Genomic DNA, 11,568 nt, shown 5'->3' with positions numbered 1-11,568 from the left:
ACCTGACCGACCCCGCTCCCGCCACCACCTTCGCCCACCTGGACGCCACCACCGTCCTCTCCCGCAAGATCGTGGAGCAGGGCATCTACCCCGCCGTGGACCCCCTGGAGTCCACCTCCCGCATTCTGGAGCCGGAAGTGGTGGGCGAGCGCCATTATAAGATCGCCCGGGGCGTCCAGGAGCTGCTCCAGCGCTATCGGGAGCTCCAGGACATCATCGCCATTTTGGGCATGGAGGAGCTGAGCGAGGATGACCGCAAGGCCGTGGAGCGTGCCCGCCGGGTGCAGCAATTCTTCTCCCAGCCCTTTTCCGTGGCTGAGCAGTTCACCGGCCTGGAAGGCCGCTATGTAAAGCTGGAGGATACCCTCCGCTCCTTTGAGACCATCCTGGGCGGCGAGCTGGACCGCTATCCCGAGGCGGCTTTCAGCAACGTGGGCAACGTGGACGAAGTCATTGCCAAAGCCAAGAAGATGGGGGCGGTGTAAATGGCGGACACCTTCTATCTGGAGATCATCACCCCCGAGCGCCAGTTCTATATCGGCCCCGCCGAAGCCATCATCTTTCCCGCCGTGGACGGCGAGATGGGCGTCTATCCCGGGCACGAGCCGGTGGTCACCGCCATCGAGCCCGGCGAGCTGCGCTATAAGACAGAGGGCAAGTGGGAGCCTGCCGCCGTGGGCGCCGGCTTTGCCGAAGTCAAGCCGGACTACGTGATCTTGCTGGTGGGCTTTGCCGAGCACCCGGAGGAGATTGACCGCAAGCGTGCCGAAGCTGCCAAGCAGCGGGCCGAAGAGCGCCTGCGCCAGAAGCAGAGTATCCACGAGTACTACCACTCCAAGGCCGCCCTGGCCCGGGCCATGGCCCGGTTGAAAACCCGTCGCTGAGAACTGCTTTCTGCCGGGGGAGACAGTCCGCAGTTCTCGTTTAAATAGAAGGAACAGCGCCTCTATCCGAGGCGCTGTTCCTGTTTTTATATATCCCGCCCAGGCCCCCGCCTTATCAAAATCCGGGGCCTGTCTGGATCTGGATCTCATAGACGCAGTCCCTGAAACTGGTAAAATTATCTTCGTACTCATTGGCCAGAACCAATGGCACCGACCGCGCATTCCGAAAATACGGACGCAGGGCCCGACCGTTAAAAGGCTCTGCCAGAATACGGGCCTGCATGCAAAGATATGGTCCGGCGGGAATTGTAATCAAGTCCGGATGCTGCATGGGCGGCTGCCGGCGCAGATAGACGAAGTAGTGTGTCGGCAGGATTCTCCCGTCCAGGAGAGCATGGAAATCCAGCAGATAGCCGTGACAGCGGAGGAAGTGCGCGTCGGCAAATTGCCCGCTGTGCTGCATCTGCGTCAGCCGCTTGCCCGCCGTCCCATAGATATCCTCTCCGGGCCGGATGGGCTCAGCCAGCAGATACCGCTCCGGCTCCTGCTGGCGATAGGGCAGGCCGCTGTAGTCATGGGAGTCCAGATAGCCGTAGTAGTCGATATACCAGTCCAGATCCTCCAGCAGGTCGCTGATACGCCGGGCCTCCTCCTGCAAGCTCTCCCGCCGCCGCTGCAAAAATGTGCGGAAACGACGGGTATCGTTGGCGGCAAGGGCATCCCGGATCTCCTCCAGGCTGAAGCCGAACTGCTGGAGATACTTCACCCGGCTGATGTAGCAGATCTGATCGTAGCTGTAATAGCGGTAGCCCGTTTTGGAATCCGTACAGTAGGGGACCACCACGCCGTTCTTATCGTAAAAGCGCAGGGTCTGGGGCGAAATGTTCAGCAGGGCCGCCACCTCTCCGATGGTATACCGGTCTTTCAATCTCCGCGCCTCCTTGGTCTGTGCAAAGTCAAGTTCATTATAGGAAATCCCGGAAAGAAAGTCTATACAGGACTGAAAGGTTTTCGCCAAACGCTTGTGCACAAGCCACAAAAACGCCAAAAAATATGAACAGATTGATCCACAGCCCGGCAATTGACCCTATGGACCGCTTCAATGTTACAGTAATCTCACAAAGACACCGGCCGCGTCTTTTTAACCGTTGTCTATTTTGAAGGCGCGTCCCCGGCATCCATTTTTTGAGGGAGGAAAGCGTATGCAGGAAATCATCAGTAACATCGGCTCGTTTTTATGGGGACCGCCCATGATTGTGGCAATCATGGGGTGCGGTATTCTGCTCACCGTCCGTTCCAAGTTCTTCGTATTCCGTTACTTCGGCATGATCTTCGGAAAAACACTGGGGTCCATGAAGTCCTCCGGCCAGAAGCGTGCCGGGAAGGTTTCCCCCTTTGAGGCCATCTGCGTGGCAGTCGGCGGCGCCGTAGGCGTGGGGTCCCTTGGCGGCGTGGCCGCCGCCATTGCCGTGGGCGGACCGGGGTCCCTGTTCTGGATTCTGGCCTGGGCGGCCTTCGGCATGACCGTCAAGGTGGCAGAGGTCTCCCTGGCCTGTTACTACCGCTGCACGGATTCCCACGGAAACTATTACGGCGGCCCGTCCTATTACATCGAGCGGGGCCTGGGTGAGCAGAAGGGCTTCAAGTGGGCCAAGATCCTCGCCTGGTGCTTCGGCGTAGCCTTCATGCTGGCGGCTTTCTCCGGCAACCAGGTCTTTACGATTGCCGAGGCGCTGAACGCTACGTTTCATATCCCCATGATCCCGTTCGCCTGTGTCTACTCCCTGTTTGTATTCTACATCACCTGGAAGGGCGTCCCCCGCATCGCCAGCTTTGCCAGCAAGCTGGTTCCGTTCATGTGCCTTCTGTACTTCTTCGGCGGCATCGTGCTCATCGCTGTCAACTTCCGGGCGCTGCCGGGTGTCATTCAGGCGGTATTCCACGACGCGTTCACCGGCTCCGCCGCCGCAGGCGGCTTTGTGGGTGCCGGCGTGATGACCGTCATCCGCACGGGCATTGCCCGCTCTATCAACTCCAACGAGGCCGGCCAGGGCTCCTCTCCCATGATCCACGCGGCGGCGGATACGCCCCACCCGGTAGAGCAGGGTCTCTGGGGTGCCATTGAGGTGTTTGTCAGCACCGTGCTGGTGAGCACCATCACCGCCCTGGCTATCCTCAGCACGGGCACGTGGACCAGCGGACTCACCTCCGTCACCCTGACCATCACCGCCTTCCAGAGCGTATTCGGACAGATGGGCCTGTACTTCATCGGCGTCATTGCCGTTCTGTTCGGCATCACCACGACCACCGGCTGGTTCACCTATTACTGCTCTCTCATCGCCCACGGCTTCCGGCACAACGAAAAGCTGCGGGACCGGCTGACGCTGATTTTCAAGATCATTTTCCCCTGGCCCAACATCATTGTGGTATCACTGATCGTTCTGTCCGGAAAGGGGCCCAACCTGTACTGGGCCATGATCGACGTGGTAACGGTGCTGCCCACATTTTTCAACGTGATTGCGCTCATCGGACTGTCCGGCGTGTTTATCCGGCTGCTCAACGACTACAAGGCGCGGTATCTGGGGGTCGGGACAGTAGACCCGAACTTCCATATTTTCTATGAAGACGACCCGAGAGATACCGCCAAACACTAAACTCTGCAAAAAACGAAAGGAGCATTTCCATGGAGTTTTCACATATCACCGAGGCACTGTACAGCGGTGAAACCGTGCGGGGCATGAACATGGCCCCCGAGACCATTCCCTGCTTCATGACCACGGCATTCACCATGCGGGGGTTCAAGGAGGTCCAGGAGACCTATGCCACCAAGGGCTATACCTATGTGCGTACCCGCAACCCCAACCGCACCGCCCTGGGAGAGGTCATCTCCTGCCTGGAGGGCGGCGAGGCGTCTTTGATCTTCTCCTCCGGTATGGGCGCCATCACCAGCACCCTTATGACACTGCTGGGGAAGGGGGACCATGTGATCTGCAACGCCAACATCTATGGCGAAACCTTTTCGGTCATGACGCAGATTCTGAGCAAATGCGGCGTGGAGGTCACCTTTGTGGACTATCAGAACACAGAGGCCATCCGGCAGGCCGTACGCCCCGAGACGAAGCTCATTTATTCCGAGGTCCTCTCCAATCCCACCCTGACGCTGGTAGACCTGCGGGCAGCTGCGGACATTGCCCACGAAAACGGCGCTTTGCTGATGGTGGATAACACCTTCACCACGCCCATTGCCATCCGCCCCATGGACTTCGGTGCAGACATCGTCATCAACAGCCTCACCAAGTTCCTCAACGGCCACAGCGACGCCATTGGCGGCTCCATCACCGCCTCCGCCGAACTGTGCGACAAGATCCAGCCGGTGGCTATGCTGCTGGGCACCCCCGGCGATCCCTTCAGCTCCTGGCTCATCCACCGGGGTATCAACACGGCTTCTCTCCGTCTGCCCCAGGCCATGCACACGGCGGAAAAGCTGGCGGCCGCCCTGGCCAAAAATCCCCACGTCGCCCATGTCAATCACCCCAGCCTGCCGGACTATCCCCAGAAGGCGCTGGCTGATCGGATGTTCGGCAAAAACGGATATTGTGCCATGCTGAGCTTCATTGTGCCGGAGGATCTGGAGAAGATTGACCAGTTCATGCTTACTCTGCACTTCCCCCGCTATGCCCCGACGCTGGGCGGCCTGCACACCACGCTGAGCCACCCGGTCACCTCGTCCCATATGGGCGTGCCGGACGAGACCCGGCGGAAAATGGGCATCACCCCCGGTATGATCCGCGTCTCCGTAGGCATTGAGGATGCCGACGATCTGGTGGCAGACTTTGAAAATGCCCTGAAGGTTTTTGACTGACTTTCCACGTCTTCCACAGTCGCCAAAAAGGATCTGTCCGAAAAAAAGGAACCGTTTCTTACGAAACGGTTCCTTTTTTGCTTTCTCAAATGCTAAGTATCGTCGCCTTCCTGAAATCTGTCGTATTGTTATCGTATTTTTCATTTACAGACATCGGGCAGAAAAACAGAAAATCCTGAAACCATTGCGGTTTCAGGATTTTAACTGGTGGACGATACAGGACTCGAACCTGTGACCCCCTGCACGTCAAGCAGGTGCTCTAGCCAGCTGAGCTAATCGTCCGAAGCGGAACGTGTATATGATACACAAATCCCCCGGTTTTGTCAACACCTTTCTTGCACTTTTTTATTTTTTTTGCTATACTGCACGCAAACACATTCAAGGAGGCACTCCATGAAGCAAGTCGCACTGGTCACCGGCGCATCCCGGGGCATCGGCCGCGCCATCGCCGTTCAGCTGGCCCGGGAGGGATACGGCGTGTGCATCAACTATCACCGAAATCACGAGGCCGCGGAATCGCTGGTCCGACAGCTGCAAAGCCAGGGGCATGCCGCCATGGCCGCAGCGGCGGACGTGTCCGTCCGGAGAGAGGTGGAGGACATGGTGCACTCCGCGGAGCAAACTCTGGGACCGGTCACGCTCCTGGTCAACAATGCGGGCATTTCCTCCCAGGAGCAGTTCCAGGATCTGAGCGACGAGGCATGGGAGCGGTATTTTGCCGTCAACGTCTCCGGGGCGCGGAACACGATTTTGGCGGTACTGCCCCACATGCTCTCGGAAAAGGCCGGATGCATCGTCAACCTCTCTTCCATCTGGGGATTGCGGGGCGCCTCCTGCGAAGTGGCCTACGCCTGCACCAAGTCCGCCCTGGTAGGGCTGACCCGCTCTCTGGCCATGGAGTTGGCCCCCTCCGGCATCCGGGTCAACGCCGTGGCCCCCGGCTGCATCGAAACGGACATGATGCGCGCCCTGGGAGAGGAGACCTGCCGTGCCCTGGCGGAAGAGACGCCTCTGGGCCGTTTGGGCACCCCGGAGGAGGTGGCTCAGGCCGTGGCTTTCCTGGCCTCTCCCCAGGCATCCTTTATCACCGGACAGATTCTCACCGCCGACGGCGGCTTCACCGTATGACCGCATAAAAACCGCGCTGCCAAAAGGCAGCGCGGTTTTCTTATTGCCTTCCCGGCAGAGGCGGTGCGTGAAAGATCACCCGGCCAAAGCAGGCCAAGGTCCGGCCGCTGCCCGCCGTCATGACCACGTCGGCATCCGCCCGGGCCCGGTTGAGGGAGAACAGATACACCGTTCCCAGGGGATCTTTATAGTACTGCTTGCACAAAATGTCCCCATCCACACAGAAGATGCCCACGTCCCCTGCCTTCAGCGGGTCCCGGTTTACATAGACCAGCTGTCCGTCGGCAATGTAAGGCGCCATGGAGTCTCCCTGGATGCGGACGGCAAACTCCGCCGCCTGGGGCACGTCGTCCTCCACGGGGATGTAATCAAAATCCTCCCCGAACACCGGGGCCGCATAGCCGGCAGCAGCCGGGCACCGGTACAGGGGAATCAGACGGGATTCCTGTTCCGGCCGGCTCTCCTCCACCTCGTCCTGATAGGCGCACAGGGCGTCCACCACGGTCCGCACCGCCTCCCTGCCCTGAGGCGGCAGGTCCCGGTATTTCTTTACCAGCGCCCGCTCCCCCTGGGAGAGCACCTGTGCCCCGCCCCGGAAACTGTCCTGAAACAGCTCATTGGGGTCCGTTTCCAGGCAGTCAAACAGCCGCAGCATCACTTCCTCCTTGGGGAAGCTGACGCCGGTCTCATAGTTGCTCACAGCAGACGGGGAAATCCCCAGCCGCCGGGCAAGCTCCGTCCGGGACAGACCCAGTGCCTCCCGCCGGGCCTTGACACGTGCTCCAAAAGCCATGTGACGCACCCTTTCCTTGAAAAATCACTTTAAGTTTATCCTATCTGAGTTTTTGTTATTTGTCAATTATTTTTACAAGTTTCTTGTAATGCTCTATTGACATAACAAGAAACTTGTGATACCGTATAGTTGTTCACAAGATTCTTGTCTCAGGAGCTCGTTTCGTCGCCGGATAAAAAAACAGACGGAGTAAAGCCATGCCTTACTCCGTCGTGGTGGGGGAAGGTGGATTCGAACCACCGAAGCCGAAGGCAACAGATTTACAGTCTGCCCCATTTGACCGCTCTGGAATTCCCCCATATGAAATTTGGAGCTGGTGGACGGATTCGAACCCCCGACCTGCTGATTACAAATCAGCTGCTCTACCAGCTGAGCTACACCAGCAGATCCAACAGCAGGGTTTATCTTACCAGATGGCAGGGGTTTTGTCAACAGGATTTTCACATTTTTTTCGTGTTTTTTGAGGAGGGAGCCATATTGCCGCAAAATTTCCGCCGCCGCTGGCGGCATCCCCTGTTTTGTACCCTGTGCGGGCGGGAAATCCCCGCCGGCTGGGAATACTGGTACTGCAACGGAAGCTGCGTCTGTCCGGACTGTCTCGTGGACTTCGCCCGCTCGGAACTGGCCCCTTTCCGCCACACCCGCGGAGGGGAGGCGTTTTTATGACCCTTCTGGAGATGTCGGCGGAGTACGCCCGCAGCGAGGCGCTGCTGCGCAGGCGGGTAGCACTGCTGCGGTCCCAAATCCGCGCCGCCGGAGACCCGGAGACGGCCCGCTGCCTGCAAAGCCGCATTGCGGCACTGGACCCGCTGGTGCGGGAGATGCGGGTGCTCTCGGAGCTGACCGCCCGCTATTACGACAGGAGCTATCACAAGCATGAACAATATACAATCTAAGCGTCTGGGTAAGCAGCTTCTGGCGGATCTGACCGTGTGGGAGCAGGAGAACAGCGAGGACAACGCCCAGCAGCTCCAGCGCCTGCACCGGAACCTCCGCCTGGCCCGGCAGCAGGTTCTGACACCGCGGCAGCAGCAGGTTATCACGCTGTTTTTCGAGCAGCAGATGAACATGACGGAAATCGCCCGGCAGCTGGGCATCCACCGCTCCACGGTCTCCCGCACGCTTCAGCGTGCCAAGAGCCGGCTTTACCAGGCCCTGCGCTACAGCTTTTAGCGTCCATTTCCCTCTTGTGGTTTTCCCTGCAAACCCGTATAATCTATACAAGAGCATCCGAATACACTGCTGGAGGATTCGTCATGATCTACAACACGCTGCACAACCGTGGCCTGCGGCTGGTGGCCGCAGTGGCTGGCGAGCTCATTTCCGCGCTGGCCCTGAATTTGTTCATTGTTCCCCTGAACCTGTACACCGGCGGACTGATGGGTGTGTGCCAGCTGATGCGGACGCTGGCACAGACGTACCTCGGCATCAGCTTCGGCGCCTATGACGTGGCCGGCATTTTGTACTTCATCCTCAACATTCCCATTTTGCTGCTGGCCTACAAGACGCTGGGCCGCCCCTTTGTCATCAAGACCCTGATCTGCACGGCCTCCTATTCCTTCTTTTACAGCATCATTCCCATTCCCGCCGCCCCCATTGTGGATGACTACCTGACCGCGTGTCTCCTGGGCGGCATTCTGGCGGGCGTGGGCAGCGGCATTGTGCTCACCTGCGGCGGCAGCGGCGGCGGACTGGACATTGTGGGTCTGTGCCTGAGCAAGCGGGGCAGCCATGTGACCGTGGGCAAATTCTCCCTGGGCTTCAACGCCTTCTTGTACTCCGCTTGCCTGATCCTCTTCATTCCGCAGGTGGCCATCTATTCCGTCATTTACAACTTCTTCACCTCTATGGTGCTGGACCGCACTCACCAGCAAAATGTCAGCGTCCAGGCGCTGATCTTTACCAAGGGCGACGAAAATGCCATGGCCCGCTTCATCATCGAGCAGCTAGGCCGCAGCGTCACCTACTGGAACGGAACCGGCGCCTACACCGGCGAGGGCGTCCATGTGCTGTGCGTGTGCCTTTCCAAATTCGAGATAGAAGAACTCATTCACGCAGTCCACACCATGGACCCCCACGCCTTCGTCACCACCCAGGAGGGCACCCGGATTTACGGAAATTTCCAGCGCAGGCTGGGCTGAAAGGAAGGCACTACTATGGAACCCATTGCTGTTTTAGCCGGTACCCCCGTGGACACCCAGATGGGCGTCAATGTGCTGGCGGAAGCCGGTGCGCAGGGCGTCCCGTTTCCCATCTCCGCCAATCCCCGGGAGCAGACCGCGTTTCAGATCTCCTCTCCGGGAGACAAGCACCGCACCGTCCTGGCCGTTTTGCAAAAGGCCCAGGCCGAAGGGTGTCAGAAGGCCTTTGTGTACTGCAATTCTCTGTCGGCGTCGGTGGACTTCCCCGTACTGGCCTGGGAGACCGGCATGCGGATCGTGACCCCGCTGGAGGTTTACCGGGCTCTGGCCCCCCGGTACCGGTCCCTGGCCTTCATCGCCGCCAACGCTCAGGGCCTGTCCGGCATCGAGCGGGTGCTGCTGGAGGCCAATCCCACGCTGGACACCCTGAGCGCCGCCATGCTGCCGGTAGTGCTGTCCATTGAGGCAGCGCTGCCGCCGGAGGAGCTGGTGGAACGCCACCATCTGGCGGAGCTTGCAAACTGGTTCGCCAATTGCGGCATGGAGGCGCTGGTGCTGGGATGCACTCACTTCCCCTACTTCAAAGAAGCCCTGGCTGCCCGGACAAGCCTCCCCCTCATCGATCCGGCATCGGAGATGCTGGCCCGGCTGCAGGCGCCGTAATCTGACTGCCCGTTCCCTTCCGGCCCGCCGGAAGGGAACTTTTTTCTCCCTCCCGGCGGGGAAATCTTGCAAAATGGTATATTCTATGGTAAATTAGACTAGTTATTGTAAAATTCCGGGCAGGGGCTTTCCCGGCCCGTATGGAGGTCATGCTATGGCAACCCTACAAGAAGAAATCTCCCGGCGGCGGACATTCGCCATCATCTCCCACCCGGACGCCGGTAAAACCACCCTGACGGAAAAATTCCTGCTCTACGGCGGAGCTATCGCCCAGGCCGGCGAGGTCAAGGGCAAGCGGGCCCGGGCCGCCACCAGTGACTGGATGGAGATCGAAAAGCAGCGCGGCATTTCCGTTACCTCCTCTGTCATGCAGTTCCAGCACAGCGGCTTTTGTATCAACATTCTGGACACCCCCGGCCACCAGGACTTCTCCGAGGACACTTACCGCACCCTCATGGCCGCCGACAGCGCCGTCATGGTCATCGACGGTGCCAAGGGCGTGGAGCCCCAGACCCGCAAGCTCTTCAAGGTCTGTGCCCTGCGGCACATCCCCATTTTCACCTTTATCAACAAGATGGACCGGGAGAGCCGGGACCCGCTGGAGCTTTGCGAGGAAGTGGAGCGGGAACTGGGCATCGACACCTACGCCATGAACTGGCCCATCGGCTCCGGCAAGGAGTTCCAGGGCGTCTACGACCGGGAAAAGCGGCGGATTCTGTTCTTCTCCGCCGAGGGGCGGGGCCGCAAGGCCTCTTCCACGGAGGTGGATCTGGACGACCCCGCTGTGGGCGAGATGATCGGCGAAAAGCGCTGGCAGCAGCTTCAGGAGGAAGTGGAACTGCTGGGGGCCGGCCGGGAGTTTGACATGGAGGCCGTCCGCAGCGGTACTCTCTCCCCCGTCTTCTTCGGCTCCGCGCTCACCAACTTCGGCGTGGAGCCCTTCCTGGAGGAGTTCCTCCGCATGACCACCGCCCCCCTGCCCCGGGTATCCGATCAGGGCGAGGTAGACGTGTTCTCCCCGGACTTCTCCGCCTTCGTCTTCAAGATTCAGGCCAACATGAACAAGGCCCACCGGGACCGCCTGGCCTTCATGCGCATCTGCTCGGGCAAGTTCCAGCGGGACGCGGAGTACTACCACGTCCAGTCCGGCAAGAAGATGCGTCTGAGCCAGCCTCAGCAGATGATGGCCGCCGAGCGGGAGATCGTGGACGAGGCTTACGCCGGGGACATCATCGGCGTGTTTGACCCGGGCCTGTTTGCCATCGGCGACACCATCACCGTGCCGGGCAAGAAGTTCCGCTTCTCCGGCATCCCCACCTTCGAGCCTGAGCATTTCATGCGGGTCTCTCCCAAGGACACCATGAAGCGCAAGCAGTTCATCAAAGGCACGGAGCAGATTGCCCAGGAGGGCGCCATTCAGATCTTCAAAATCCCCGGCGCCGGTCTGGAGGAGGTCATCGTGGGCGTGGTGGGCACGCTGCAGTTCGACGTGTTCCAGTACCGAATGAAGAGCGAGTACGGCGTGGAACTCTACATGAACGGCCTGCCCTACGATCACCTGCGGCTCATTACGGAGTGTCCCTGCAAGCCGGAAGACCTGGTGCTATGCACCGGCTCCGCCATTCTGGAGGACTTCCGGGGCCGGCTGCTGGTGGCTTTCGGCGGCGAGTGGTCCGTGGGCTTCCTGACCAAGCACAACCCCGGTCTGGTGCTGGCGGACTCCCTGTCCGTATAAAAGTGAAAAACGGGAGCCATGGAAATCCATGGCTCCCGTTTTTTATGCGCCTAGGGCGCGGGTGGAGGCAGCGCCGTTCGCCCATGACAAAAAATAAAGAGGACATCCAAAACCGGATGTCCTCTTTTTCCTGGAGCGGGCAACGAGGCTCGAACTCGTCACCGGCATCCCGAAAACGGCCTTCGGCCATTTTCAGGAACCCTGCCGCACCTCTGATTTAACGCGCCTGCGGCGCCGGTGGAGGCTGCTCGTTCTCTGCCGCTGACAAAAAATAAAGAGGACATCCAAAACCGGATGTCCTCTTTTCCTGGAGCGGGCAACGAGGCTCGAACTCGCTACCTCCACCTTGGCAAGGTGGCGCT

General features: G+C 59.7%; 11 protein-coding genes, 3 tRNA genes and 1 pseudogene. 10 read left to right on the top strand and 5 right to left on the bottom strand.

What is annotated here, in order from left to right; genetic code table 11:
• Together QZS13_RS09360 and QZS13_RS09355 are read left to right on the top strand one after the other, a co-directional pair.
• Positions 1-485, top strand: a pseudogene (locus tag QZS13_RS09360) (F0F1 ATP synthase subunit beta); the annotation flags it as partial.
• Positions 486-884, top strand: coding sequence for a F0F1 ATP synthase subunit epsilon (locus QZS13_RS09355; protein ID WP_295588267.1), 399 nt, complete (start codon positions 486-488; stop codon positions 882-884). It abuts the pseudogene before it with no gap.
• 115 nt (positions 885-999) lie between these two features.
• Here the strand turns inward: QZS13_RS09355 and QZS13_RS09350 are convergent, their stop codons facing one another.
• Positions 1,000-1,812 (bottom strand): helix-turn-helix domain-containing protein, encoded by an 813-nt coding sequence (locus QZS13_RS09350; RefSeq protein ID WP_295588265.1) that lies wholly within the window; start codon positions 1,810-1,812, stop codon positions 1,000-1,002.
• A gap of 274 nt (positions 1,813-2,086) precedes the next feature.
• Here QZS13_RS09350 and QZS13_RS09345 point away from each other — a divergent pair, with 274 nt between their 5' ends.
• Both QZS13_RS09345 and QZS13_RS09340 read left to right on the top strand, forming a co-directional pair.
• Positions 2,087-3,538 carry a sodium:alanine symporter family protein gene (locus tag QZS13_RS09345; RefSeq protein ID WP_295588263.1) on the top strand — a complete coding sequence of 484 codons (1,452 nt, stop codon included), beginning with the start codon at positions 2,087-2,089 and terminating at the stop codon, positions 3,536-3,538.
• Between the two features lie 29 nt (positions 3,539-3,567).
• Complete coding sequence (locus QZS13_RS09340) at positions 3,568-4,746, top strand: aminotransferase class I/II-fold pyridoxal phosphate-dependent enzyme (protein WP_295588261.1); 1,179 nt, start codon at positions 3,568-3,570, stop codon at positions 4,744-4,746.
• Positions 4,747-4,951: 205 nt separating this feature from the next.
• Here QZS13_RS09340 and QZS13_RS09335 read toward each other — a convergent pair.
• A tRNA-Val gene (locus tag QZS13_RS09335) sits at positions 4,952-5,028 on the bottom strand.
• A gap of 111 nt (positions 5,029-5,139) precedes the next feature.
• On the opposite strand from QZS13_RS09335, the gene QZS13_RS09330 reads away from it, so the two are divergent.
• On the top strand, positions 5,140-5,874 hold the full coding sequence (locus QZS13_RS09330; protein ID WP_295588259.1) for an elongation factor P 5-aminopentanone reductase: 735 nt from the start codon (positions 5,140-5,142) through the stop codon (positions 5,872-5,874).
• Between the two features lie 40 nt (positions 5,875-5,914).
• On the opposite strand, the gene QZS13_RS09325 is transcribed toward QZS13_RS09330, so the two are convergent.
• The 3 genes from QZS13_RS09325 to QZS13_RS09315 all read right to left on the bottom strand — a co-directional run bounded on the left by QZS13_RS09325 (position 5,915) and on the right by QZS13_RS09315 (position 7,051).
• Positions 5,915-6,667, bottom strand: coding sequence for an XRE family transcriptional regulator (locus tag QZS13_RS09325; RefSeq protein ID WP_295588257.1), 753 nt, complete (start codon positions 6,665-6,667; stop codon positions 5,915-5,917).
• A gap of 213 nt (positions 6,668-6,880) precedes the next feature.
• A tRNA-Tyr gene (locus tag QZS13_RS09320) sits at positions 6,881-6,965 on the bottom strand.
• Positions 6,966-6,975: 10 nt separating this feature from the next.
• A tRNA-Thr gene (locus QZS13_RS09315) sits at positions 6,976-7,051 on the bottom strand.
• 278 nt (positions 7,052-7,329) lie between these two features.
• Between QZS13_RS09315 and QZS13_RS09310 the strand changes: the two genes are divergently transcribed.
• From QZS13_RS09310 to QZS13_RS09290, 5 genes are all read left to right on the top strand, one after another.
• Entirely contained in the window at positions 7,330-7,563 is a 234-nt protein-coding gene (locus tag QZS13_RS09310; RefSeq protein WP_295588254.1) for a hypothetical protein, read from the top strand.
• Positions 7,544-7,840: a sigma-70 family RNA polymerase sigma factor gene (locus QZS13_RS09305; protein ID WP_295588252.1), complete on the top strand. Its 297-nt coding sequence runs from the start codon at positions 7,544-7,546 to the stop codon at positions 7,838-7,840. Before QZS13_RS09310 ends, QZS13_RS09305 begins: the two co-directional genes overlap by 20 nt.
• A gap of 83 nt (positions 7,841-7,923) precedes the next feature.
• Positions 7,924-8,808, top strand: coding sequence for a YitT family protein (locus QZS13_RS09300; RefSeq protein WP_295588249.1), 885 nt, complete (start codon positions 7,924-7,926; stop codon positions 8,806-8,808).
• A 15-nt stretch (positions 8,809-8,823) separates the two neighbouring features.
• The gene (locus QZS13_RS09295; RefSeq protein WP_295588246.1) at positions 8,824-9,471 is read left to right on the top strand and encodes an aspartate/glutamate racemase family protein; all 648 of its coding nucleotides are present in this window, start codon (positions 8,824-8,826) and stop codon (positions 9,469-9,471) included.
• 154 nt (positions 9,472-9,625) lie between these two features.
• Entirely contained in the window at positions 9,626-11,206 is a 1,581-nt protein-coding gene (locus tag QZS13_RS09290; protein WP_295588244.1) for a peptide chain release factor 3, read from the top strand.
• The last annotated feature ends 362 nt before the right edge of the window (positions 11,207-11,568 follow it).

Source organism: uncultured Oscillibacter sp. (genome assembly GCF_900546705.1).
In the GTDB taxonomy this organism is placed as follows: Bacteria; Bacillota; Clostridia; order Oscillospirales; family Oscillospiraceae; genus Oscillibacter.
The sequence above is the reverse complement of the archived record's forward strand: the minus strand, read 5'-3'. Positions and strand labels throughout refer to the sequence as shown.